Here is a 24,658-nt window from a genome sequence, read left to right as displayed (position 1 = left end):
ATGCAAGAAAATCCTAGAGTTTATATAGAGAAAATAAATCGTGAAACAGCCTTTGATTTCAAATACTGGGGCGAGTTTGAAGACCCTAGGCTAGCAGGTTATAACTATGGAAACCTATCAGATTTTGAAATAAACTTTTGGTACAATTCTGTAACAACACCCCGCAAAACATATTTTGCAGTTAAAAGAACTGATGATGATAGGTTTATAGGTTTTATGGGGCTAAAAAATTATAATCCCTTAATAAAAAAGGCAAAGCTAGGTATAGTTTTTGACCCGAACTTTGTATCAGCTGGCTACGGCTATGAAGCCATGGGCCAGTTTTTAGATTATTATTTTAACGAGTTAAAATTTAGGGAAATGATTTTAGAAGTCAATTTATTTAATGAAAGAGCCATAAGACTTTATGAAAAACTAGGCTTTAAAGAATGCGGGCAAACAACTGAAATTTTTGAAAATCAAAATATAGACTGTGATGAAAGATATTTTGAAGAAAAAAGAGATATTATATATTCTAAGATACTAATAATGAATTTAACAAAGGATGATTATTATGAACTTTAAGATGCAAGATGTTAAACTAGATTTAGGTATGACGGCTTTTGAAAATATGTTTTTAAATACCTATGTCCAAATGGCTGACGGAGACGCTCTTAAAGTTTTTCTTTTAGTCTATAAAGATGCCTACAATATTGGCTTGGTAGATACCAAAAAAATTCAAAAGCAACTATCATTTACAGAAGAAAAATTTAATGAGTGCATAGAATTTTGGATAAATATGGGTGTTTTTAGAGAAAAAAGAGACCCATCTGGAGAAAATTATATAGAAATAGTATCTCTAAGACAAATGTATTATGGGGATAATAGCAAATCAACCAATGAAATTAGCTTTGATAAGGCTGGCAGAAAATCAATCATGTTTGATAACATTGAAAGAATATTAGATAGAAGTTTAACTCCAGCAGATATTACCCGTATCCAAGAAACCCTAATGGACTATGATTCAGACCCAGAACTAGTTACTGAAGCCTTTCGCCAAGGTAAGGCTAATGGCAATATGGATGTAAAATATGTCTTAGGTTATATAAAAACCTGGCGTGACCAAGGAATTTTTACTCTAAATGATTTAAAAATGAGGGAAGAACGTCAAAAATTAGCTAGGAAAAATTCTCCAAGACAATATAGGAAAAAAGCTAGGACAAACGATGATGTAAAAAACTATGCCCAAAAAGCCCGTGAAGAGCGTTTTAGAAGGATGCTAGGAGATGATAATAATGGAAACTAATAGCAAGGTTACAAGTATCCTAGCTCAAAGACGTGAGCAAAATCTCATTGACCAGCAAAATCGTATCAATGAAGTGTATGAAAAAATTCCTAGTATGAAATCTCTAGAAAAAAATATCAAAGAATTAGGTTATTCTATAATCCAAGAGGGTTTAAGGGGCTATGATACAGAAAAAAAAGAAAATGACCTTAAAAAATTAAGATACCAAAAGGCAAACTTGTTAAACAGGCATGGCTTTCCTAAAGACTATATGGAAATCCGTTATCATCACCCAGTTTGTAAGGATACAGGATTTGTTGGTACTAAAGTTTGCTCTTGTCGTAAGCAACTTATAATTGATCAAAATTATAGCCAATCGAATATTAGAAGCTTAATTTCTAAAGAAAACTTTAGAAACTTTGATGATTCATTATTTTCTGACAATCCCTACCAGGATTATCCCATTACTCCTTATCAAAATATAAAGCATATAAAAAAATCTTTATATAGTTTTATAAATAATTTTGATAAGCAAACTGAAAATTTATATATATTCGGTGATGTCGGCCGTGGCAAGACTTATCTTCTAAATGCAGTTGCCAAAGAAATCCTAGACCGCAATTACTCAGTTCTTTATATGACATCATCAAAACTCTTTAAATTTTTAAACGACTATAACTGGGCCTTTGAAGAAGCTCGTGCCAAACACCAAGAACAATTTGACTTTATCCTAGATTGTGATTTACTTATTATAGATGATTTAGGAAGCGAACCATCCAGCAAAAATGACTCTGCAAACTTATTTGAAGTTGTAAATAATAGAATGATTGCTGGCAAACCAATAATTTTTTCAACAAACTTTGATGAGTCCATGTTATCAGAAACCTACGGAGATAGGATATTTTCAAGAATAATTGGCAATAGTGAAGTATATGAAATATTTGGGGAAGATTTGAGGCTAAAAACAAGAAATTTTTGAGGTGATTATGCTAGTTGTAGATAAGGACCAGATGATTGCAATCGATAAGTACGCCATAGAAGAGCTAAAAATACCGGCCCTATGTTTGGTAGAGCGAGCTGCCCTTGCAGTTATAAAAAATATAAATCTAGATGTAAGAAAGTCTTTTGCTATTGTGGTTGGCATTGGCAATAATGGGGCAGATGGCCTAGCAGTTGCTAGAAATCTTTTGGCAAGAGACTTTTATGTAGATATTTATATAATTGGGAACTTAGAAAAAGCTAGTGATGAATTTATTTTAAACTATGAAGCTATCAAAAATCTTACGGAAAATATCTACATGGTAGATACCATAGCTGATTTAGAGTTTATGGAAGAAAATTTATCAAATGTTACTACAATTATAGAAGGAATATTTGGTACAGGCCTTGACCGAACTATTTCTGGAACCTATGCCTATGTCATATCTCTCATAAATCGTTCTTTAAAATATATTATATCTATAGATGTCCCTTCAGGACTTGATTCTACAAGTGGTGATAGCTGGGGAGAGATTGTAGATTGTGACCTGATAGTTTCTATGCAGTTAATGAAACAAGGAGTTTTTGAAAGGTCTATTTATAAAAATAAATGTGTCGTAGAAGATATAGGCATACCTCAAAAAGCAATTAACGAAATTTTATCTTAGATGGCAGATTAGCCATCTTTTATTTTTGTAGAAAATGGATAGAATAAAGATAAATATAAATTTAAGGAGCTAATTATGCAAAACTATACTGAAAATGAAGAAGAAGTTTTAAAGTCTATTTTAGATAATGACTTGGGTCTAGATGATGAAGAAATTATAATGCTAATAAAGGATAGCTTATCTAAGCAAAAAAGAAATTCAAAGGAAGATTATTCTTTTGGGGCAAAAGCCGCAGATAAAATTGCAAAATTTGCTGGATCTTGGACCTTTATTATTATTTTTATTACTGTTCTAGCCATATGGATGATAATAAATAGTAAAATGGGAGATAAGGCTTTTGATCCATATCCATTTATCCTCTTAAACCTAGTTTTATCTTGTGTGGCAGCAATTCAAGCACCTCTAATAATGATGAGCCAAAACCGTCAAGAAGAAAAAGACAGGCAAAGGGCAGAGGATGATTATATAGTAAATCTTAAAACTGAAATAATTATAAGAGACATTCATAAGCACCTTGACCAAATAGAAAAAAATCTAAATCAAAAAAATAATGATATATAATATGTGCTTTTTAAAATTTACTTGTATAGTATATAGTATATCAAAAAAAGCAGGTAATATTAATGAATAAAAAAAAATCAGATACTAAACAAATATTAATATCAGGTTTAGCCCTTTTTGCCATATTTTTTGGTGCGGGTAGCTTGATTTTCCCCCCTTTTCTGGGGCTCAATGCTGGAGACGGCTGGTTTTTAGCTTCACTCGGCTTTAATTTATCAGATAGTTTCTTAATTCTTTTAGGGACGTTAGCAATTAGTTTAAAGTCAGCAAATTTGACTGCCTTTGCAAGTAAGGTAAATAAAAACTTTGGTACTATTATTAGCCTTATATCCATAACTTTAGTGGGTCCGCTTTTATCCATACCCCGTACTGGAGCGACCACTTTTGAAGTCGGAATGATACCTTTCTATCCTAATTTTAATAAGGTAATATTTTCCTTTTTATTCTTTACTATAGTTTATATACTAACCATCAATGGATCTAAGGTTATAGATAGGGTAGGAAAATATCTCACTCCTGCACTACTTTTAATTCTAGCGGTTTTAATAATCAAAGCTATTAGATATCCTAATGTCAATCTTGAGTCATTACCTGGTAATAAATTTTCCCTAGGATTTATAGAGGGATACCAAACTATGGATTCTTTAGGCCCAATATTCTTAACGAGCATGGTTCTTAAAGATCTAGAAAATAAGGGATTTAAAGAAAATGAGGACTTGATAAAAGCAACAATTTATTCTTGTCTGATTGCAGTACTGGGACTGGTTATAGTTTATACAGGACTTACCTATATAGGAGCTAAATCAATTGCTTTTGCTAGCTATGATATGACAAGGACAGACTTATTTATAAGCATTGCAGAAAATATACTAGGACGTGATGTTCAAATAATCCTTAGCCTTATAGTGGGTTTTGCATGTTTATCAACAGCTGTTGGTTTGTTATTGGCCTTTGCTACAATATTTTCTGAAAGTCTACCTAGATTTTCTTATAAATTTTATGTAAGGCTTGGAGTTGTAATTAGCTTTATTTTATCTATACTAGGTGTAGAGAAAATAATGGAAATATCCATACCTATTTTACTATTTGTATATCCAATAGTTATTAGTCTTTATATTTTAAATTTAATTGATAGAGGTAATATAGATTCTTTAGTCTATAAAATAACAATTATAGGTGTAGGTCTTACTAGTTTTGCTGACAGCATAACTGCCCTAGGCTTTGATAATAACTTATATGTCAATGCTATAAGTAAGCTACCACTTGCAGAGTCAGGATTTGCCTTTGTATTTATGTTTATACTTTGCCTTATCCTTGGCCTTATTTTTACAAAAAATAAAAAAGGGATTGATTAAAGTAAATATTCATTGTATACTATAAATAACTTAATATGAGCAATGATAAGACCTAGTAGCTATTTTAAAGCCTTTAGAGAGAAGATGGTTGGTGAAAATCTTTGGTGGCAAGTAGTGAATCTACCTTTAGCTTTTTAAATTTGAGTATGTGTTATACATAAAAATTGGGTGGCACCACGAGACCTTCGTCCCATGTAGGATGATGGTCTATTTTTATGCCAAAAAAAAGGAGAAAAAATGTTAGATATTAGATTAGTAAGAGAAAACCCTGAGCTAGTAAAAGAGAATATCAAAAAGAAATTCCAAGAAGAAAAATTACACTTAGTTGATGAAGTTTTAGAACTTGATGAAAAGGGAAGAGCAGTAAAAACTGAGGGAGATAATCTGAGAGCAGAAAGAAACAAAGTTTCAAAAGAAATTGGTGCTCTAATGGGCCAAGGCAAGAAAGATGAAGCAGAAAAAGCAAAGGCCCATGTAGGAGAAATCAACGATAGATTGACTCATATCGAAGAAGAAACTAGAAATTTTGAACAAGAAATCAAAACTAGAATGCAAAAAATTCCACAAATTATCGACGAATCTGTACCTCTAGGTAAAGATGATAGCGAAAATGTGGAAAATGATAGATATGGCGAGCCAGTAGTGCCAGATTTTGAAGTACCATACCATGTTGATATTATGGAAAGTTTTGATGGTATTGAGCTAGATGCTGCAAGAGAAACATCAGGATCAGGTTTTTACTATCTAAAAGGAGACATAGCAAGATTACAATCATCAATTCTTTCTTATGCTAGAGACTTTATGATTGATCGTGGATACACATATTATATTCCTCCATTTATGATTAGATCAGAAGTAGTAACAGGAGTTATGAGCTTTGAAGAAATGGAAAATATGATGTATAAAATCGAGGGAGAAGACCTATATTTAATCGGTACATCTGAGCACTCAATGATAGGTAAATTTATAAACACTATCAATGATGAATCTAAGATGCCACTAAAAATGACTAGCTACTCTCCATGCTTTAGAAAAGAAGTAGGAGCTCACGGTATAGAAGAACGTGGGGTATACCGTATCCATCAATTTGAAAAACAAGAAATGGTTGTAATATGTAAACCAGAAGATTCTAAAAAATTCTATGATGAGTTATGGAATAACACAGTAGATTTCTTTAGAAGCTTAGAAATTCCAGTAAGAACTCTAGAATGCTGTTCAGGTGACCTAGCAGATTTAAAAGTTAAATCTGTAGATGTTGAAGCGTGGAGCCCACGCCAACAAAAATACTTTGAAGTAGGAAGCTGCTCAAATTTAGGCGATGCTCAAGCAAGACGTTTAGGTATCAAATTACGTGGAGAAGATGGCACATACTTTGCTCACACATTAAATAATACAGTAGTAGCCCCACCAAGAATGTTAATCGCATTTTTAGAAAATCTATTACAAGCTGATGGCACAGTAAAAATCCCTGAACCACTTAGAATGTATATGGGTGGTAAAGAAAAATTAGAGCCTGTTGAAAAATAAGTAAATAAAAAATCCAAGCAATTAAGCTTGGATTTTTTATTTATTCAGCAACCTTATTTACATTAAGAATTTTTCTCATAATTAGTTTTGCAAAATCATCTGATCCCTCTACATTTGGGTGGGTCCTATCTGGTGCCAATAAGTCTGGTCTGTCTTTTACAAATTCTCTCCAATCTACTAAATGAGCTTTATCATTTTTTTCTGTAAAACTTGCTAGAGATTTATTTACAACATCCATATATGATTGGGTATGAGATGTATTTATAAAATATACATCACGTCCATCTGCTATTTGCATTATTTTTTCAAGGTCAGATTCATTAGCTGATCCATTTGATCCTAGGGAAATTAAAACTATATCAGCTAAGCCGTAGTTATTTTTAATGGAAGATAGGATATCTGGTCCTGAAACCATATCTCTACCAACTTCACCATCTAAATAAAAATTTGGAATATATTTTCTAATGTAGGAGTCGGCATTTATGATAACCGAATCACCCACAGCAGTTACTCCTAAATTACTCAAATAAGCTAGTTCATTTTCGGTGAAATTGAAATCATCGTAAGGCTTTTCTACAAATTTTTCATCTAATTTTTTTGTTTCAGGAACTTTATTATTAGCTTGGCTATTTTCTTCTAATTTATTATTATCCTTATCCCTTTCAACGTTTTTATCTTTGTTAATTTTATTCTTTTCTATTATTTCTTTATTAGCTTTGTCAATTTCTTCTTGACTTTGCGCTATATCTTTTCTTAAATCATTTATCTTATCATCTTTATTATTACCAATTATTTTTGAAGTAATCGTAAATATTACAAATATTATCATTGATGTTAATAATATATATCTACGTAATTTTCTTATTTTTAAAATTTGATAGCTAATCTCTCCTAAAATTATAATAAAAACAAATTGTATAAATAAGTTTAAGATTATATTATCCATTAGGCTAGGAAAGAAGTATAGAGCAAAAATTTGCACTATATACTGCCATAGGTAAAAGTGAAAAGACCTATCTCCAATATATAAAAGTATTTTATATGCTATTCCATGTTTCTTAGGAAGATAGCGATTTTTATCCTCGTAGTTATATAAAAATGCTATTAATATACCAACCGCTAAAGTGTAAAAAATAAAAAAACCGTGGTAGGATGATATATTTTTTCCATTGACTACAAAAAATGGAACAATTACTAGAAGGCCTAGTATCGATAGTATTATTCGTAAATCAACTTTTAGGTCAATAGTATCTTTATCAATTTTTTCATTTATTATATATGCTAAGATACCTACACCAAAAGCTGAAAACCTAGTAGTTATTCCATAATAGATTCTAGTTATATCTTCAGCACTTTTTCCTAAGATTATAATTAAAATAAAGCTAATGATAGTCATTAGCCCATAGACTACTATTCTTTTGTTATTTTTTTTGGGACTTAATAAGTACTGATCTATTAGTAAAAATATGGCTATAAATTGCATATAAAGCGATACATACCACATATGCAAAAACATATTAAAGTTTCCCAGTTGGTTAAAATAATCATCACCAGCAGCTATACGCCTTAAGTTTTCAAAATTTAGTGCAACTGGCAATACTGACTTGATACTATCATCAAAGATATTTCTTGCAAATTTAAAAGAAATTATTAAAGAAATGGCCATTATTAGGTAAACTGGACTTAGTATTCCGATAAATTTTGCCTTTAGCTTTGATAAGGTATCAGTATTTTTTCTATCAGCAGTTCTTAATGTCAAAAACCCTGATAGGACTAAAAATATGATTACCGCAAGATATCCGCCTGGAACAAAGTGGGAATATGTATGAAAGAGTGATACGCCAAAAAAGGCTATGGCTCTTAATATAGTTAGGTAATCATATTTTTTATTTAATTTTCTTCTTTTTCTCATTTATTATTCCACCTCGTTAACATACATATTATAACAAAGATGGGGTTAAGGTTTTATTAAGAAATTTTGAAGTTTATAATTATTCTTTAATTTCAAAACCTGATTTTTTTATAGCTTCGTAGGATAAGACATCCATAGCATCAATAACAAAATCATAAGTAGAAATATCATCGATTAACGATAGTTCTGTGCAAGCTAGGATGATAGCATCCACCTTTGTGTTCTTTAAATTTTCTACCATATCCAAAAATTCCTGATTAGAAGTTTCATTGGTCTCTTTTATTTGGTATATGGTATCCATAGTGAAGTTTTTAACTTTTTCTTCCATAGGTATGATCTTTATACCTATATGTGTGGCATATTTTTCATATATGCCACAATTCATAGTAGCAAGAGTGCCCAAAACTGCAATATTTTTTGCATTTTTTTCCTTACAATATAATAAAGTTTTCTCTACCATGTTTATGATATTTACACTGGTATAATCTTTAAAAGTATCATAATAATAGTGCATAGTATTGCAGGGGATAGCAATATTTGAAACACCCTGTTGTTCTAAATTTTCTAAGTCTTTTTTTATATTTTTAAGTAAAATTTCCTCATTTTTTCCAGTAAGGATTGCTTCGGTCCTATCTGGGATTTGAGGATCTGAAATTATTACTGTGGGTATATGATCTTGGTCCTTACTTGCCTTAGTATTTTTTACCAATTTTTGATAAAACATAGCCGTACATAGGGGACCCATACCACCTAAGATTCCTAATTTTTTCATAAAGTTCTCCTTATTTATAGGATTTGCTTTTTACATTATACGATTATATAATAGTTATCACTATTAGCAAGCGTTTTAAGCAAATAGGAGAGAGAAAAATGAACAAATTTTTACCAATAATTCTAGGCTCAGACCTAAATACATATTCAATAGCAAGGGAAATCCATGAGGCATACGGCATAAAATCTGTTGTGGCTACATCTATGATTTTATTACCTTGTATAAATTCGCAAATAATTGATTTTTACAAAAAAGAAAACTTTTCCAAAGACCCAGCAGTTTTTAAAGAGGTACTAGATAAAATCTATGAAGATTATAAAGATACTCATGAAAAATTTATAATTTTTGCCCCAGACGATGTTATGAGGACCTTTGTTTTAAGTAACGTAGACAAATTAAACTTTAACCCTCTTATACCTTATGCAGACCAAGAAGTTATAAAAGGACTAGGCACTAAAAATGATTTTTATGAAAAAATAAAAGACTTAAATCTTGCACCAAAAACTTATGTGGCAAATAGCAAAAATTACAAAGACTTAGACTATCCAGCAGATGTTTTTATAAAACCAGACAATGATGTTTTTTATAAAACTTTAGATTTTGATGGATGGCAAAAGGGCTACCACTCAAAATCCAGAGAGCAAACTTTAGAAATATTACAAACTATTTTTGAAAATGGCTATGACTACAATGTTTTAGTCCAAGAATTTTTATCTGGAGGAGATGGATCAGAATATTCTGTAGAAGGATATAGGTCAAAATCGAGCACATCTTTGGCTATGTCAAAAAATATTCTTTTAGACAAGCGTGTAGAATGGATAGGAAATTTTGTTGCAAAAATTGATTCTGATGAAAAAATCCTCTTTGATTATGCAAGGGATATAGTAGAAACTTTAGGAATTTATGGATTGTTTAATATTGACTTTAAAAAAGATGCCAAAACTGGTAAGTTCTATGCTTTTGAAGTAAATCTACGTCAAGGTCGCAGCCATTATTTTGCGACTTTAAATGGAGTAAATACATCAAAACTTGCCATAGATGATTTAGTTTTTGATAAGCAAGAAGAGATTATAGGGGATAAAAAGTTTAGATATTATAACCTAGATTTAAGTCAAACAATCGATAATCTAGATCCTGAATTTAGAGTAGACTTTGAAAATGAAGCAAGAAAAGCAAACTCGGCAAACCCACTTGTTTATAAACAAGATTTAAATTTCAAAAGAAAATTAAAAATGAAAAAATACTTAGATAAGCTTAGCAAAGAAACTTTTGCGATTAGAGAAATATAAGCATTCTCCTTAAGTTAATATTATAAAATAGAGGTTATAATGGAAAAACAAAAACCAAAAGTAGCTTTTATATGTGTGCATAATTCATGTAGGTCGCAAATGGCTGAGGCTCTTGGCAAACTTTTTGCAAGTGATGTTTTTGAAAGTTACTCTGCTGGCACAGAAATAGTTGATCAAATTAATCAAGATGCAGTAAGGCTTATTAAAGATATATATAACATCGATATGGAAAAAACTCAATATCCTAAGTCCATAGATGATTTACCAAAAATAGATATTCTCATTACTATGGGTTGCAATGTAACTTGTCCTATAATTGAAAGTGACTATCGCGAGGACTGGGGACTAGAGGATCCTAGTGGGAAGAGTGATGATGATTTTAGAAAAACAATTAATGTAATAGAAGATAATATTTTAAAACTTAAAGAAAAATTAAGCTAAAAAAGACCACCTTATAAAAAGGTGGCCTTTATTTTTTTTCTAAAACTTTATCATCTTCAAATATTATAGGTTTTATAGGATACTCATCGTTTGAAAAATCATATAGATCCATTAGGTAATCATATAAATCATTCTTATTTTTAAATATTACTGTTTGATAGGGAGATGTAAAGGCTAATTTTTCTACTAGCATGTATCTACCGTCTTTCATATTAAATAATAAACCGGTGTGACCTATAAAAAGCTCATTTGTTTTTTCATCTATGTTTGAGAATACAAATACTGAGATTACCTTATAATCATTATTATTTGGAAAAGTAATACCATTTTTTTTCCAAAATTCTCTTATTTTCTTAATTTGAAAATTCTCATCATTCTTATTTTCTGTTGGAATTGCTGAATAAAATTTATTAAATTTTTCAATTTCCTCTTTGTTTAAAGTTGGGACTAGATTACTATTAAAGCTTGTATTATCTATCTCCACTACCGAAAGATTTGGATTATTTGTATTTGCTACTTTTATTTTATCAACTACCAATCCAAAGGTAGTTATCCTGCAATTTGTACCTGTGAAGTCTGGGTGTTTTTTAAAAAGCTCGTCCTGGATAGCATAAAAATCATAGTCTTTAATCTTATCTGCTTTTTCATAATCTTTATTAACTAGCAAATTTTTATATACTTGCTTATTAAAAAAATCTACTTGTTTAAAAAATCTATCAGTATTTTTCTTATATAGATCAGTGTTTTTCATAATACTTTTTAAATCATTTTTAGATTTTTTAGTTACCAGATTGCTATAAACTAGTTTATTCCCATCATTTTCTGGTAATTCAGCTTCGTTCTTTTTTGCACAAGAACTTAAGCTTAAAAGTGTGAGCATTATTGCAAAAATTTTTCTCATTTTGCCTCCAAAAAAGGGTCCATATGGACCCCTTGTTTAAAATATTTCTTTTTCTGTTAGGATATAATCAAGTTTTTGATCATATTCGTTAGTATCTATGGCTTCTACTTCAAAGTCACTGGCGAAAAATCCTATTGATGTTGTTTGATTTTTACTTAAGTACCTGTCATAGTAGCCACCACCGTAGCCTACACGATGTTTTTTTCTATCAAAACCTAGCCCTGGCACTACAGTAAGATCTGGATTTTCAATATATTCTAAAGTGCCTGATGTAGGAATATTAAATTCACCTATTCCTAAGTCATCTAGGGAATAAACTCTTACAGCTTTCATTTGAAAATTTTCTGGATCGGTGATATGAGGTACATAAACTTCTTTACCAAAGTCTAAAGCTTTTTTAATTATTTCATAGGTATCCACTTCATCTGCTACAGATACATATATAAATATTGTCTTAGCATCAGCAAATAATTGTGAATTTAAAAATTTAGTATATATACTGTAATCTACCATATTTTTATGGTCATAGTCCATACGATACCTTATATCTCTAAATCTTTTTCTTAATGATTTTTTGTCCATTTTTTCTGTTTCCTTTTTATTAACTAGTTCATTAGGATCTATTAGTGTGGATTCTACAGTTTCTTTTAAAGTTTTATTTTCTTTTTCAAATTTTTGTATTTCATCATGTGATTCTATTTTATAATTTTTTCTTACAGTATCGATTAGCTCCGCACCTAGGATTAGGATAGTAGCTACTAAGTTTAGCCAAATAAATAGGGCAAGGATACCAGCCAAGGCTCCGTATACTACAGACTGCTTAGAAAAATTAGTTAAAAAGAATGAGTAAATAAATGTTGCTATATATATAGTAAGGGTTGCAAAAATCCCGCCTAAAAGTGATTCTTTAAATGGTACCCTGTCTTCTTTATTATTGGGTGCAAATTTATAAAATATAGCGAGGACTACTGATATTATAAATATGGGAACTAGGGTAAGAGTTATTCTAAATAAAGGTGATGATAAAGTTTTTATGACTTTATCAAAAACTCCACCAAAAGCTCCATCAGATAACCTTGTAAGAATCTGATTGTTTATAAATGTTAAGATGCTTGGTCCATATATTTGTGACACTAGGATAAATACTATAAAAACAACAAATATAATTGTATAAAGTAATGATGAAATTCTTTGTTTAACAAATTTACTATTATCTTCTACACCGTATGCTTTGTTTATAGAAAGCATTAGGTTATTAATCCCCTTAGTAGCTGACCAAAGTGCAAATAAAATCGTAATTATAGTAACTGATGCTGAACTTGTATTGACAAACATAGTATCTATAACCCATTTTGCCATATCTTGAGCAGCAGTTGGTAAAAATTCTATTAGAGAATAAATTGCTTCTGTATTATTTTTTAATATTCTTGAAACTACTGATACAAGCACCATCAATAAAGGGATGGATGCTTGTAAAAAGTAGAAAGATAGGGCTGCCGAATTATTGATAATATCATGATTTTTAAATCTTTTAGCCAGGTCAACTAGGGTCTTTTTAAGCTTTAATTTTGTCGATGTTTTCATTATTTTAGATGCCCATCAAACCATTTTTTTATTTCTTTTAGTCTTTTTATTCTACCGTGAGGTTTACCAGATCTTGATAGTTCGTGGTTTTCTCCGTGGAAAACATACATTTTTGTATCAACACCATTTAATTTTAGTTTCGTATATATTTGTAAACCTTGTTCTAGTGGGCAACGGTAGTCTTCATCTGAATGGATAAATAAGGTAGGAGTTGTTGCCTTATCTGCATATTTTATTGGAGATTGGTCCCACATTTTGTCTAAACTATCCCATGGATTTGAGTTAGTTTGATCAGAACCAAAATAATATCCGATATCACTTACACCATAAAAACTTGTCCAGTTTGAAATAGATCTTTGTGAACATGCTGCCTTAAACCTATCATTATGGCCTATAATCCAGTTTGTCATAAAACCACCATAGGATCCACCGTATACTCCTAGATTTTCAGTATCAATTTGCGGATACTTTTTAATTGCTTCATCTACAAAAGTCATCAGGTCTTTGTAGTCTATATCTCCATATTTACCACGGATATCTGAAAACTTAACACCATTTCCGCTTGCCCCATGGGGATTTGTATAAATTACTATATAATCATTGCTAGCAAACATTTGGTGTTCGTGGTGGAATATATCTCCAAATTCTGTTTTTGGTCCACCGTGGATGCTTAAAAGTGTAGGGTATTTCTTATTTTTATTGAATTTTGGAGGTAAAACTACAAAACCTGTTAAAGTATCCTCATTTGATTCAAATTCAAAAGTTTCAATTTCTCCAACTTTTGATTCTATTTTATTTTCAACTAAAATCTTATCCTCATCTTTTTTCTTTAGTTGAGATAAAGTATCCCTATCCATAGATAGATAGTAGATTTCATTATTGTTTATAGCAAAATCTTCTACCTCATCATCTATTTCAAGCCTTAAATCACCATTTATATCAATAGAATAAAGTTTTGTAGTTTCTTTTTCAGTGACCACAAAATATAGTCTATCATTTGCTTTATAGAAACTTTTTACTCCGCCAAATCTAGCATCGGTACCTAGGGAGTTACCAAAGGACATATCAAAGTCATCATTTGTAATCTTTTCATAATTACCATCAAAATCACAAGTATAGATAAAAGAATCTTCATTGATACCGCCTTTTTTCATATCAGTTCCCACAAAGATAATTTTATCTGCTAAAAATTCAGCTGTGTAGAAAGAAAATTTATTTTCAATTATTACTTTTTCAGTTTTAGTTTTTATATCAAAAAGTACTAAATTTTCACGAGTTTCAGCTACATTATTATCATCATAATTAGCTTTTATTAGTAAAGCTTTATTATTGTCATCGTTAAGAGTTAATTGATAAATTTCACTTGGAAACTTAGAATCTACTATCTTTTCTAAGTTATTTTCAGCTGCATTATAAAAATAATAGGCACTTTTTTCTTTTTTTAAATAACCTTGGCCATTAAACCAAAATGGAAGTGTATCTAGTTTTTCAAAGTATTTATTTTCTTCTTCTTTTTTCTTAGTTTTTTCATCCTTTTTATCAGATGCGTGGATTAAGTAAAGCTCATCTTCTAACCATTTGATATTTTTTACATCTAGGTCAAAGTCAAAGGCTTTTTTACCTATGCCATAGCCATCATATATATACAAGCTATCTTTTTTATCATTTGATTTTGCCTTGTAGATAATATTTGAATCTTTATCAAATGTATAAGTAGAAATGCTGTTATTATCTGTAATTGGGTATGTATTCTCTTTATTTATATCGTAAACCCATAAGTCAGTGTCGTATTTGTTATCTTCATAGTTTGCTATGGTTTTTTTATAAGCTAACTTTGATCCATCTTTTGAAATTTCAAGATCTGATAAAAACTCATAGTCCAATATGTCTTTTAATTTAGTTTTACTCATTATTTCCTCCATGTATATTAGTTTAATTATACAATATTTTAGAAAGATTTGAAATTGAATACGTTTGCACAAACTAAATTAGGGTATTTATATAAAAAGAAAAGGGGAGATGATATTATGAAGATTAATCTAAAGGGAAAAAATATCAATATCACAGATGATATCCGCTATGAAGCAGAAAGAAAATATGACAGACTTGACAAATATTTTTTTAATGAAAAAGAGGTAAATCTTCTAATTTCCAAAGAGGGTAATGGCTATAAGACTGAGGTTACTATGTTTCTTGACAAAGGACCTATCCTTAGGGCAGAGGCAAGTGATGAAACTTATCAAAACGCTATTGATAAAACTATAGATGCTTTGGTAAGGCAAATTAGAAAACATAAAACAAGGTTAATAAAGGATAGGCATGAAGATTCAATAAAATTTGAAAATTTTAACGAGTCTTTTGATGACGAGTACAGTATAGATGATTCTTATGATTCTGAAATAAATATTGCAAGGACTAAGAAAATTTCCCTAAAACCAATGAGTACAGAAGAAGCTATCATGCAAATGGAGCTTTTAGGCCATGACTTTTTTGTATATTATGACCAAGAGGATTTAGAAGTAAGAGTAGTTTATAAAAGACGCAAGGGGGACTATGGTTTGATAGTGCCTTCTAGGTAAAATATCTGGTGTATGTTAAACTTATTATATTAAAATGATTTGTTTAACCTACACCAGCTTTTTTGTTTGAAAAATTGCCATTAAAAAGGTACTATTAATTAAAGAATGTTATAAAAATACTTAAGTAAAGCGCAGGGTCTTAAGTGACTAAGTCTACTGCGTTTTTTATATGTTAAGTAAATAAGATTTAAAAATAAAATCCGCTTATATTTCAGTTTACAAATTAACTATTATCCTTTAATATAAGAATGGTAAAACTTAATTATTTTAAAGATATGCATTAATAATTAAGAGAATTGGAGAGTGAACGATTTGGCATTATTTAATTTATTCAAGTCATTTAGTGAAAAGGAAATACAAAACAACCAAAAATTAGTTGATAAAATCCTTAGCCTAGATGAGTCTATGCAACAATTAACTGATGAACAGTTACAACACAAAACAGTAGAATTTAGAGAAAGATTAAAAAACGGCGAAACATTAGATGACCTATTACCTGAAGCTTTTGCTACAGTACGTGAAGCAAGTGATAGAGTTTTAGGTATGAAGCATTATCCAGTCCAATTACTTGGTGGTATTGTTTTACATAATGGTCAAATTGCCGAAATGAGAACTGGTGAAGGTAAAACACTAGTAGAAACTTGTCCCGCATACTTAAATGCTCTATCAGGCAAGGGTGTACACGTAGTTACAGTAAACGACTACCTAGCAAAGCGTGACCAAGAGTGGATGGGTAAAATATTTACTTTTCTTGGTATGACAGTAGGTTGTATAGTTTATGGTCTTACAAATAGTGAAAGACAAGAAAACTATGCTGCAGATATTACTTATGGTACCAACAACCAATTTGGATTTGATTACCTAAGAGATAATATGGTTATCTACAAAGATGATATGGTTCAACGTGGACTAAACTATGCCATTGTCGATGAGGTCGACTCTATTTTAATCGATGAGGCTCGTACACCACTTATTATTTCTGGTCAAGGTGATGAATCTACAGATACTTATACAAGTGCAAATGCCTTTATCCAAACTCTAGAAGGTAGAATCCTAGATCCAAATGAAGATGCAGACATCGATCCATTTGACCGTGAGTTTAAAGTAGAAGATGTAGATTTCTTAGTAGATGAAAAAAGAAAAACATCAAACCTTACAGAAAAAGGTACAGAAAAAGCTGAAAGATACTTTGACATAGAAAACTTATCAGATCCAGAAAACCTAGAATTATCTCACTACATTAACAATGCCCTAAAAGCAAATACAACTATGCACCGTGATATAGACTATGTTGTAAATAATGGCGAAGTAGAAATCGTAGATGAGTTTACAGGTCGTATCATGCAAGGTAGAAGATTCTCAGATGGTCTTCACCAAGCTATAGAAGCTAAAGAGGAAGTAGAAGTAAAAGCAGAAAGTAAAACTCTAGCTACAATTACTTTCCAAAACTACTTTAGAATGTATGATAAGCTTTCTGGTATGACTGGTACAGCAAAAACAGAAGAAGAAGAATTTGATGAAATTTACAACCTAGACGTTGTAGAAATACCAACAAATAAACCAATTCAAAGGGTAGATGATGTTGATTATGTATATATCAACGAAAATGGTAAATTTAACGCTATTATCGATGAAATAAATAGAATCCACCCAACAGGCCAACCAATCCTTATTGGTACAATCTCAATCGAATCAAGTGAAAGATTATCAAATGCTCTTAAAAAAGCTGGCATCAAACACACCGTACTAAATGCCAAAAACCACGAAAGAGAAGCTGCAATAGTTGCAGAAGCTGGACGTTTAGGTGCAGTTACAATTGCAACAAACATGGCAGGTCGTGGTACAGACATCATGCTTGGTGGTAATGTTGATGATATGGCTAAACAAAGATTAAAAAGAGAAGGTATGAGTGATGAATTACTTGAAGAAGTAGACTCATATGCAGAAACAGATGATCAAGAAATCCTAGATGCTCGTAAGAAATTTAGACATTATAAAGATTTAATCAGACCAACTGTAAAAGAAGAAGCTGAAAAAGTAAAAGAAGCAGGTGGTTTATATATCATCGGTTCAGAACGCCACGAATCTCGCCGTATAGACAATCAGTTAAGAGGTCGTTCAGGCCGTCAAGGAGACCCAGGACACTCTAGATTCTTTATCTCTCTTGAAGATGACTTAATCAGATTAAATGGTGGGGAACAAGTAGCAAAATTTATTGCAAACTCAAACTTTGATGAAAATGAACCTATCGTTTCAAAAATGGTAAGTAGGTCAGTAGAAAAAGCTCAAACTAGAGTAGAAGCAAACAACTTTGCAACTCGTAAAAGAGTCCTACAATACGATGATGTTATGAACAAACAAAGAACCATTATCTATAACGAAAGAGCAGATGTTCTTTATGGTCGTGACATGAAAGAAACTATCGTAGGAATGATTAAAGATGTAATAGCTGAAAGCGTATATACATTTACAAATCCAGAAGTAAAACCAGAAAACTGGGAAATGGTAGCCCTACTAAACCACTTAAATAGCTTAGGCATGCCAGTAACTCAATTACACTTTGAAAATATAAATGATTACACCCAACAAGAACTAATTGATTATATTTCTGAAGCTGCACTTGCAAAATACGAAGATAAAGAAGCACAATTTGGCTCAGAAAATATGAGAGAAGTAGAACGTGTAATTATGCTAAGAGTAATTGACCAAAAATGGATGGACCACATCGATGCCATGGATCAAATGAGAAAAGAAATCGGTGTTCGTGCAATGGGTAACGAAGACCCAGTTCGTGCATATACAAACGACGGTTTTAACATGTATGAAGAAATGACAAGATCTATCCAAGAAGAAACTGTTAGATACATGATGAATGTAGAAATTAAACAAAATATCGAAAGAAAACAAGTAATGACTCCTCAAACAGAATTGGGACCAGAACTTGACGGTGACAATCAAGGGGGAGCTCAATCAGCTGATGGCCTTAGCGACGAAGAGATGCAAGGTTTAAATAGAGCTGAGCGCAGAAGACTAGAACGCGAAAGCAAAAAGTCTAACGTAAAGAAATAATATGGCAGAAATATATCAATTAAGAGAAACAATTGAAGAATTAACAGAAACTATGAAGCTTATCGGAGACTCTCTTTGACCCAGAAAATCTCTCAAATGAAGTAAAAGACCTTGAAAAAAAGACCTTTGCTCCTGATTTTTGGGATGATAGTGACAAGGCACAAAATATAATGGCAGATTTGGCAGCAAAAAGAGAAGACCTTGAAAAATATCAAGAAATTATCACTGCCTTAGAGGATAATACTGACCTCATTGATTTAGTAGAAATGAGCGAAAATGCAGAAGCTTCTACCCTTAATCAAATTGAATCTGATTTGGAAAATCTAAAAAAAGAAGCTTCTTCAATGAAACTTAAAACTCAATTAGATGGTGAATATGATAAAAATAATGCCTTTATGTCGATAAATGCCGGAGCAGGTGGGCTTGAAGCAACCGACTGGGCAGAGATGCTTCTTCGTATGTATACAAGATATTTTGACCATAATGGTTTCAAATATGAACTTACAGACTTAAATAATGAAGAAGCAGGCGGTATAAAGTCTGCCACTCTAAAAGTAAGTGGCCCTTACGCTTATGGATATCTAAAAGGAGAAAAAGGAGTTCATAGACTTGTTCGTATATCTCCTTTTGATAGTGGAGCGCGCCGCCATACTTCTTTTGTTTCTGTAGATATTTTCCCAGAACTACCTGATAATACAGATGTAGAAATAGATCCAAATGATTTAAGGATTGATACCTACAGAGCTAGTGGGGCAGGTGGCCAACACGTAAATAAAACTGATTCTGCAGTACGAATCACCCACATTCCAACAGGAGTAGTTGCAAGTTCTCAAGCAGAACGTAGCCAATTATTAAATAGAGATACAGCTATGAAACTTCTTTTATCAAAGCTTATTCAAATAAAAGAAGAAGAACAAAGAGAAAAGATTTCTGATATCCAAGGTAAATACACCCAAATTGCATGGGGTAGTCAAATTAGATCCTATGTTTTCCAACCTTACACTCTTGTAAAAGACCATAGGACAAACTATGAAGTAGGAAACATAGAAGCAGTAATGGATGGAGATATACAGGCCTTTATAGATGCATACCTTGCAGAAAGTAATAAAGAAAACTAAACAGGGAGGATTTTATCCTCTCTTTTTTAAAAGGAGAATATTTTGGAAGAAAAAAATATAATTTTGACAGGAGATAGGCCAACTGGCAGACTCCACCTAGGCCATTATGTAGGTAGTTTAAAAAATAGGGTCAAAATGCAAAATGAGGGCAATTATGAAAAAATGTATGTCATGATTGCCGATAGCCAAGCCCTAACAGATAATTTTGATAATCCAGAAAAAATTCGTGAAAATCTAATAGAAGTAGCACTGGATTATTTAAGTCTAGGTATAGATCCAGAAAAAGTAACTATCTTTGTTCAGTCACAAGTTGAAGAGTTAACAGAACTTACCTTTTATTTTTTAAACCTAGTTACCCTTTCAAGACTTGAAAGAAATCCTACAGTAAAAACTGAAATTAAACAAAAAAGTTTTGAAACAAGCCTACCTGCAGGATTTTTAATCTATCCTGTAAGCCAAGCTGCAGATATTTTACTTTTTGATGCAAACATAATTCCAGTTGGTGTAGACCAAGAGCCAATGCTAGAGCAAGCTAGAGAAATAGCTAGAAGTTTTAATAATATTTATGGAAATGTATTTACAGAACCACATGCAATTCTTTCAGAAAATAAAAAGGCTCAACGTATGCCGGGTATAGATGGGGCAGCAAAAATGAGTAAGTCATTAGGCAATGCTATTTATCTTGCTGATGATAAAAAAACTTTAAAGAAAAAAGTAATGTCCATGTACACAGACCCAGACCATATTAATATAGATGACCCTGGAAAAGTAGAGGGCAATATAGTATTTACTTATTTAGATGTATTTTCAAATGATAGTCACTTTGAAAAATACCTGTCAGATTATAAAAATTTAGATGAATTAAAAGACCACTATAAAAGAGGTGGCCTAGGTGATGTAAAAGTTAAAAAATTTCTAATAAAAGTTTTAGAAGAAGAACTAGAACCTATTAGAGAACGTAGGGCGTATTATGAGCAAAACCTAGACCAGGTTATTGATATTTTAAAACGCGGAACAGAAGATGCTAGAGAAGTAGGAAGAGCGAAAATAAAGCAAGTAAAAGAAGCTATGGGCATAGATTATTTTGCTGATAGCAGATTTTTAGATGAGATTAAGGATAAATATAAATAAAACAACCACCAATTATTGGTGGTTTTTTTGGAGGAAAAATGATCTTTGAACAAATCATAGAAGAAATAAAAAATGACCCAATAAACGAAGAATACACAAAACGCGGTATAGATCCTATTTTTCAAGTAGATAAGGATGCTAAAATACTTTTGATAGGTCAAGCTCCAGGTAGGGTTGTAGAAGAAACAGGGATTCCTTTTAATGATAAGTCTGGAGATAAACTTAGAACTTGGATGGGAATTGACAAAGAAACTTTTTACTCAAAAGAGATTGCCATACTTCCAATGGATTTTTATTATCCAGGTAAGGCCAAACAAGGAGATTTACCACCTAGAAAAGAAATAGCAAATACTTATCATAAAAAAATATTAGAACTTATGCCAAATATAGAGCTTACAATCCTTATAGGAGCTTATTCACAAAAATATTATCTAGGTAAAAATCGTAAGAAAAATTTAACTGAAACTGTAAAAAATTACAAAGAATATTTGCCAGAATATTTTCCAATAGTTCATCCTAGTCCTTTGAATATTGGTTGGCTTAAGAAAAATCCATGGTTTGAAGAAGAAACCCTACCAGAATTAAAAGAGATGATAGATAATATCTTGAAATAGCTTATTATTTTAATTGCAAGAATTAGATATATTTTATAATTTATAACACCAGAGGGTATATCTTACCCTCCTTTATTTGCGAAAAATTTATATTATGATATAATTCTTCTATGACTAATCTCGCTTTAAAGGAGTAAAGTATGAATAAAGAATTCTCTTCAAAAATAGGCATAGTCCTATCTGCAGTTGGTTCTGCAGTAGGTATGGCCAATATATGGGGTTTCCCTTATAAATTTCAAGCAGGAGGGCTTGTTTTTTTAATTTTTTACATAATATTTGCAGCCCTCTTTTCCTATGTAGGACTTTCATCAGAGTTTGCCATAGGTCGTATGGCAAAAACTGGTACTCTTGGAGCTTATGAGTATGCCTTTGATACCAGTAAAAATAATAAAAAACTTGGAAGAATACTAGGACTTATCCCTCTTATAGGTACATTTTTGATTGCTATCGGATATTGTGTAATAGTTGCCTACGTGCTAAAAGGATTTGTAGATTCACTCACTGGACAAATATTTGCAACAGATGCTGATATCTGGTTTGATAGCTTTGCAGGTGAAAAATATTCTGTAATTTCCTATCATTTAATAGCCATAGTCTTAACTATCATTACCTGCTTAGGAGGTGCGTCTTCCATAGAAAAATCAAATAAAATTATGATGCCTACATTTTTTATTTTATTTGTTATTCTTGCTATAAAAGTAGCAACCCTACCAAATGCTATCGCAGGTTATGACAATATGTTTAAATATAATCCAGCGACTTTAAACATTAATACAATAGTGACTGCCATGGGACAGGCTTTTTTCTCCCTTTCTATTACTGGATCTGGAATGATTGTAGTAGGTGCATATATCAGCAAAAAAGAAGATATAGTTAGTTCATCTGTGCATACAGGTATATTAGATACTCTTTCTGGTCTACTTGCATCATTTGTAATTATCCCAGCAGTAAGTGTTTATAATATGGAACAAGTAGGGGGACCATCATTACTTTTTGTAACTTTACCTAAAATTTTAAATAATATAAAATTTGGCAGGATTTTTGCTATATTTTTATACCTTGCAGTTGTATTTGCAGGTATATCATCCTTACAAAATATGTTTGAGGTAATAGCAGAATCACTTACCCATAGGTTTAAAAATTTATCTCGTAATATGGTATTTATTTTCTTAGGGTTAGTGGTATTTTTAATAGGAATTAATTTAGAACGCATAGATGATTTTGGACCATATATGGATATTATTTCTATTTATATAATTCCAATTGGAGCATCCATAGGTGCTATTACTTGGTTTTATGTTCTTAAAAAAGATATGCTAGTAAATGAGATAAATCTGAGTAGTAAAAACCATTATGGTGACAGATGGTATAGACTAGGTAAATATATTTATGTGCCTATAGCAATCATACTTACCAGTCTAGCTCTTATTTTTAAGATATCATTTTAACTTTTAAAAAAATTTCTTGTGTGTTATAATGTTAGCATAGTTATAAAATTATAACGATAAATTAAACACTTATGAAGGGAGTTGCTATGAAAGATAGTAAAGTAATTTTAATTGGTGATGGTGCAGTAGGATCATCATTTGCTTATTCTTCATCATTATTAGGAGTAGGCCGTGAATTAGGAATCATCGACATTAACGAAGAAAGAGTAGAAGGAGACGTATTAGACCTTACAGATGCTCTAAGCTTCGCTTATCCAAAAAAGGTTTACAAAGCTGATTATTCAGACTGTAAAGACGCAGAAGTTGTAGTAATTACAGCTGGTATCCCACAAAAACCAGGTGAAACACGTTTACAATTAGTAGACAAAAACTTAGCAATCTTTAAAGATATGATTGGTAAAGTAGTAGACAGCGGTTTTGATGGAATATTTGTAATCGCTTCCAACCCAGTAGACGTTACAACATACGCTACAATGAAATTCTCTGGCTTCCCAGCTCACAAAGTAATCGGTTCTGGTACAACACTAGATACATCAAGATTCCAAAAACAAATTGGAAACCTTTTAGATGTTGATTACAGATCTGTAAATGCTTACATAATGGGAGAACACGGTGATACAGAATTCCCAGTATGGTCAAATGCAAATGTAGGTGGACTAAGCATCGAAGAATGGAAAAGCACACATCCAAATGTAACACAAGAAGCATTAGATAAAGCTTTCGATCAAACTGTAAATGCAGCTTATGAAATTATTAACAGAAAAGGAGCTACATTCTACGGAATTGGTACAGCACTTACTGCTATCGTTAGAGCTATCTTAAATGATGAAAACGCAGTTTACTTAACATCATCATACCTAGATGGTCAATACGGATTAAGCGATATCCACATCGGTGTACCAACAGTAATTGGTAAAACAGGTGTAAAACACATCATCGAAGTTCCACTATCAGATGAAGAAAAAGAAAAATTAGAACACTCTGCAAAAACACTTAAAGATATCATCAACAACAGCCAATTATAAGAGTTTATATGGTAGTGGTAGATGAGTAAAGAAGAAAGAAAAAAAGCAGAAAATCTCTGGGCGCAAAATAAATACTTGGTCTTATCCAAGTCTCATAAATATTATTTATCTATAAGAGACTATTTAAAAGGGGAAGACCTAGAAGTAGCTAGTGTAAAAAAATTGATAGATAAAGCTTTGGATTTGCCAGAAAATAAAAAAGATGTGGTAAATGCCTACCAACATATCTGGGGCTACTTTAAAGAAGATGCAAGTCCAGCAGAGAAAGAAAAGTTTCTATCCCTCATAGACTTCTACCAAAAAGATATAATCGAAAAAGAAGAGGTACTAGAATATTTAAAAATACTTCTAGAAAAATATCCTTACAATTATTTACAAAAATCAACTATATTTAAAGAAAAACCGTAAACATAAGTTTGCGG

21 protein-coding genes, 1 pseudogene and 1 other annotated feature are annotated in these 24,658 nt (G+C 31.4%); of the genes and pseudogenes, 17 read left to right on the top strand and 5 right to left on the bottom strand.

Going from position 1 to position 24,658, the window contains the following annotated elements; all coding sequences use genetic code 11:
• The 7 genes from ACCQ40_RS06570 (at position 1) to serS (ending at position 6,353) form a co-directional block, all read left to right on the top strand.
• Positions 1–564: a GNAT family N-acetyltransferase gene (locus tag ACCQ40_RS06570; RefSeq protein WP_410033115.1), complete on the top strand. Its 564-nt coding sequence runs from the start codon at positions 1–3 to the stop codon at positions 562–564.
• On the top strand, positions 554–1,285 hold the full coding sequence (locus tag ACCQ40_RS06565; RefSeq protein WP_394018560.1) for a DnaD domain-containing protein: 732 nt from the start codon (positions 554–556) through the stop codon (positions 1,283–1,285). Before ACCQ40_RS06570 ends, ACCQ40_RS06565 begins: the two co-directional genes overlap by 11 nt.
• On the top strand, positions 1,275–2,243 hold the full coding sequence (locus ACCQ40_RS06560; RefSeq protein WP_410033114.1) for an ATP-binding protein: 969 nt from the start codon (positions 1,275–1,277) through the stop codon (positions 2,241–2,243). The genes ACCQ40_RS06565 and ACCQ40_RS06560 overlap by 11 nt, the downstream gene beginning before the upstream one ends.
• Positions 2,244–2,250: 7 nt before the next feature.
• Positions 2,251–2,910: an NAD(P)H-hydrate epimerase gene (locus tag ACCQ40_RS06555; RefSeq protein ID WP_410033113.1), complete on the top strand. Its 660-nt coding sequence runs from the start codon at positions 2,251–2,253 to the stop codon at positions 2,908–2,910.
• 75 nt (positions 2,911–2,985) lie between these two features.
• Positions 2,986–3,471, top strand: coding sequence for a DUF1003 domain-containing protein (locus tag ACCQ40_RS06550; RefSeq protein ID WP_394011315.1), 486 nt, complete (start codon positions 2,986–2,988; stop codon positions 3,469–3,471).
• Positions 3,472–3,533: 62 nt separating this feature from the next.
• Positions 3,534–4,826 carry a branched-chain amino acid transport system II carrier protein gene (gene brnQ / locus ACCQ40_RS06545; RefSeq protein WP_410033112.1) on the top strand — a complete coding sequence of 431 codons (1,293 nt, stop codon included), beginning with the start codon at positions 3,534–3,536 and terminating at the stop codon, positions 4,824–4,826.
• A gap of 33 nt (positions 4,827–4,859) precedes the next feature.
• Positions 4,860–5,022: a binding site (T-box leader), on the top strand.
• Positions 5,023–5,063: 41 nt separating this feature from the next.
• Complete coding sequence (gene serS / locus ACCQ40_RS06540; protein ID WP_410033111.1) at positions 5,064–6,353, top strand: serine--tRNA ligase; 1,290 nt, start codon at positions 5,064–5,066, stop codon at positions 6,351–6,353.
• A 40-nt stretch (positions 6,354–6,393) separates the two neighbouring features.
• On the opposite strand, the gene ACCQ40_RS06535 is transcribed toward serS, so the two are convergent.
• Together ACCQ40_RS06535 and cuyB are read right to left on the bottom strand one after the other, a co-directional pair.
• A complete protein-coding gene (locus ACCQ40_RS06535) occupies positions 6,394–8,265 on the bottom strand; it encodes an acyltransferase family protein (protein WP_410033110.1) in 1,872 nt (623 codons plus the stop codon).
• 79 nt (positions 8,266–8,344) lie between these two features.
• The gene (gene cuyB / locus ACCQ40_RS06530) at positions 8,345–9,037 is read right to left on the bottom strand and encodes a cysteate racemase (protein WP_410033109.1); all 693 of its coding nucleotides are present in this window, start codon (positions 9,035–9,037) and stop codon (positions 8,345–8,347) included.
• Positions 9,038–9,135: 98 nt separating this feature from the next.
• Here cuyB and ACCQ40_RS06525 point away from each other — a divergent pair, with 98 nt between their 5' ends.
• Positions 9,136–10,326, top strand: coding sequence for a carboxylate--amine ligase (locus ACCQ40_RS06525; RefSeq protein WP_410033108.1), 1,191 nt, complete (start codon positions 9,136–9,138; stop codon positions 10,324–10,326).
• A gap of 39 nt (positions 10,327–10,365) precedes the next feature.
• Positions 10,366–10,767, top strand: a complete 402-nt coding sequence (locus tag ACCQ40_RS06520; protein WP_410033107.1) for an arsenate reductase ArsC — start codon at positions 10,366–10,368, stop codon at positions 10,765–10,767.
• A gap of 28 nt (positions 10,768–10,795) precedes the next feature.
• Here the strand turns inward: ACCQ40_RS06520 and ACCQ40_RS06515 are convergent, their stop codons facing one another.
• Genes ACCQ40_RS06515 through ACCQ40_RS06505 form a run of 3 tightly spaced genes read right to left on the bottom strand, consistent with a single transcriptional unit; the run spans position 10,796 to position 15,162 of the window.
• Positions 10,796–11,668: a DUF4300 family protein gene (locus ACCQ40_RS06515; RefSeq protein WP_410033106.1), complete on the bottom strand. Its 873-nt coding sequence runs from the start codon at positions 11,666–11,668 to the stop codon at positions 10,796–10,798.
• A gap of 36 nt (positions 11,669–11,704) precedes the next feature.
• Complete coding sequence (locus tag ACCQ40_RS06510) at positions 11,705–13,252, bottom strand: 5-formyltetrahydrofolate cyclo-ligase (protein ID WP_410033105.1); 1,548 nt, start codon at positions 13,250–13,252, stop codon at positions 11,705–11,707.
• Complete coding sequence (locus ACCQ40_RS06505; RefSeq protein WP_410033104.1) at positions 13,252–15,162, bottom strand: alpha/beta hydrolase family protein; 1,911 nt, start codon at positions 15,160–15,162, stop codon at positions 13,252–13,254. The genes ACCQ40_RS06510 and ACCQ40_RS06505 overlap by 1 nt, the downstream gene beginning before the upstream one ends.
• Before the next feature lie 117 nt (positions 15,163–15,279).
• Here ACCQ40_RS06505 and hpf point away from each other — a divergent pair, with 117 nt between their 5' ends.
• The 8 genes and pseudogenes from hpf to ACCQ40_RS06465 all read left to right on the top strand — a co-directional run bounded on the left by hpf (position 15,280) and on the right by ACCQ40_RS06465 (position 24,644).
• Positions 15,280–15,831: a ribosome hibernation-promoting factor, HPF/YfiA family gene (gene hpf / locus ACCQ40_RS06500; protein ID WP_410033103.1), complete on the top strand. Its 552-nt coding sequence runs from the start codon at positions 15,280–15,282 to the stop codon at positions 15,829–15,831.
• Between the two features lie 354 nt (positions 15,832–16,185).
• Positions 16,186–18,741: pseudogene (secA, locus tag ACCQ40_RS06495) on the top strand (preprotein translocase subunit SecA); the annotation flags it as partial.
• Positions 18,742–18,901: 160 nt separating this feature from the next.
• A protein-coding gene (gene prfB / locus ACCQ40_RS06490; protein ID WP_410033102.1) for a peptide chain release factor 2 occupies positions 18,902–20,018 on the top strand; the annotation gives its coding sequence in 2 pieces (ribosomal slippage) (positions 18,902–18,976 and positions 18,978–20,018; 1,116 coding nt in all).
• Positions 20,019–20,060: 42 nt separating this feature from the next.
• A complete protein-coding gene (gene trpS / locus ACCQ40_RS06485) occupies positions 20,061–21,149 on the top strand; it encodes a tryptophan--tRNA ligase (protein WP_410033101.1) in 1,089 nt (362 codons plus the stop codon).
• Positions 21,150–21,187: 38 nt separating this feature from the next.
• Positions 21,188–21,763 carry a uracil-DNA glycosylase family protein gene (locus ACCQ40_RS06480; protein WP_410033100.1) on the top strand — a complete coding sequence of 192 codons (576 nt, stop codon included), beginning with the start codon at positions 21,188–21,190 and terminating at the stop codon, positions 21,761–21,763.
• Positions 21,764–21,903: 140 nt separating this feature from the next.
• Complete coding sequence (locus tag ACCQ40_RS06475; RefSeq protein ID WP_410033099.1) at positions 21,904–23,211, top strand: sodium-dependent transporter; 1,308 nt, start codon at positions 21,904–21,906, stop codon at positions 23,209–23,211.
• A gap of 86 nt (positions 23,212–23,297) precedes the next feature.
• Entirely contained in the window at positions 23,298–24,236 is a 939-nt protein-coding gene (locus ACCQ40_RS06470) for an L-lactate dehydrogenase (RefSeq protein WP_394011330.1), read from the top strand.
• A 21-nt stretch (positions 24,237–24,257) separates the two neighbouring features.
• The gene (locus tag ACCQ40_RS06465) at positions 24,258–24,644 is read left to right on the top strand and encodes a YbgA family protein (protein ID WP_410033098.1); all 387 of its coding nucleotides are present in this window, start codon (positions 24,258–24,260) and stop codon (positions 24,642–24,644) included.
• Positions 24,645–24,658: the final 14 nt, after the last annotated feature.

The sequence above is a fragment of the Anaerococcus cruorum genome (assembly GCF_046365495.1).
GTDB lineage: Bacteria > Bacillota > Clostridia > Tissierellales > Peptoniphilaceae > Anaerococcus > Anaerococcus cruorum.
The sequence above is the reverse complement of the archived record's forward strand: the minus strand, read 5'-3'. Positions and strand labels throughout refer to the sequence as shown.

What these genes read in the sequence shown, in the direction of transcription:
- ACCQ40_RS06570 (WP_410033115.1), top strand. Translation starts at nt 1, where the DNA reads ATGCAAGAAAATCCTAGAGTTTATATAGAGAAAATAAATCGTGAAACA.
- ACCQ40_RS06565 (WP_394018560.1), top strand. Translation starts at nt 554, where the DNA reads ATGAACTTTAAGATGCAAGATGTTAAACTAGATTTAGGTATGACGGCT.
- ACCQ40_RS06560 (WP_410033114.1), top strand. Translation starts at nt 1,275, where the DNA reads ATGGAAACTAATAGCAAGGTTACAAGTATCCTAGCTCAAAGACGTGAG.
- ACCQ40_RS06555 (WP_410033113.1), top strand. Translation starts at nt 2,251, where the DNA reads ATGCTAGTTGTAGATAAGGACCAGATGATTGCAATCGATAAGTACGCC.
- ACCQ40_RS06550 (WP_394011315.1), top strand. Translation starts at nt 2,986, where the DNA reads ATGCAAAACTATACTGAAAATGAAGAAGAAGTTTTAAAGTCTATTTTA.
- brnQ (WP_410033112.1), top strand. Translation starts at nt 3,534, where the DNA reads ATGAATAAAAAAAAATCAGATACTAAACAAATATTAATATCAGGTTTA.
- serS (WP_410033111.1), top strand. Translation starts at nt 5,064, where the DNA reads ATGTTAGATATTAGATTAGTAAGAGAAAACCCTGAGCTAGTAAAAGAG.
- ACCQ40_RS06535 (WP_410033110.1), bottom strand. Translation starts at nt 8,265, where the DNA reads ATGAGAAAAAGAAGAAAATTAAATAAAAAATATGATTACCTAACTATA.
- cuyB (WP_410033109.1), bottom strand. Translation starts at nt 9,037, where the DNA reads ATGAAAAAATTAGGAATCTTAGGTGGTATGGGTCCCCTATGTACGGCT.
- ACCQ40_RS06525 (WP_410033108.1), top strand. Translation starts at nt 9,136, where the DNA reads ATGAACAAATTTTTACCAATAATTCTAGGCTCAGACCTAAATACATAT.
- ACCQ40_RS06520 (WP_410033107.1), top strand. Translation starts at nt 10,366, where the DNA reads ATGGAAAAACAAAAACCAAAAGTAGCTTTTATATGTGTGCATAATTCA.
- ACCQ40_RS06515 (WP_410033106.1), bottom strand. Translation starts at nt 11,668, where the DNA reads ATGAGAAAAATTTTTGCAATAATGCTCACACTTTTAAGCTTAAGTTCT.
- ACCQ40_RS06510 (WP_410033105.1), bottom strand. Translation starts at nt 13,252, where the DNA reads ATGAAAACATCGACAAAATTAAAGCTTAAAAAGACCCTAGTTGACCTG.
- ACCQ40_RS06505 (WP_410033104.1), bottom strand. Translation starts at nt 15,162, where the DNA reads ATGAGTAAAACTAAATTAAAAGACATATTGGACTATGAGTTTTTATCA.
- hpf (WP_410033103.1), top strand. Translation starts at nt 15,280, where the DNA reads ATGAAGATTAATCTAAAGGGAAAAAATATCAATATCACAGATGATATC.
- ACCQ40_RS06480 (WP_410033100.1), top strand. Translation starts at nt 21,188, where the DNA reads ATGATCTTTGAACAAATCATAGAAGAAATAAAAAATGACCCAATAAAC.
- ACCQ40_RS06475 (WP_410033099.1), top strand. Translation starts at nt 21,904, where the DNA reads ATGAATAAAGAATTCTCTTCAAAAATAGGCATAGTCCTATCTGCAGTT.
- ACCQ40_RS06470 (WP_394011330.1), top strand. Translation starts at nt 23,298, where the DNA reads ATGAAAGATAGTAAAGTAATTTTAATTGGTGATGGTGCAGTAGGATCA.
- ACCQ40_RS06465 (WP_410033098.1), top strand. Translation starts at nt 24,258, where the DNA reads ATGAGTAAAGAAGAAAGAAAAAAAGCAGAAAATCTCTGGGCGCAAAAT.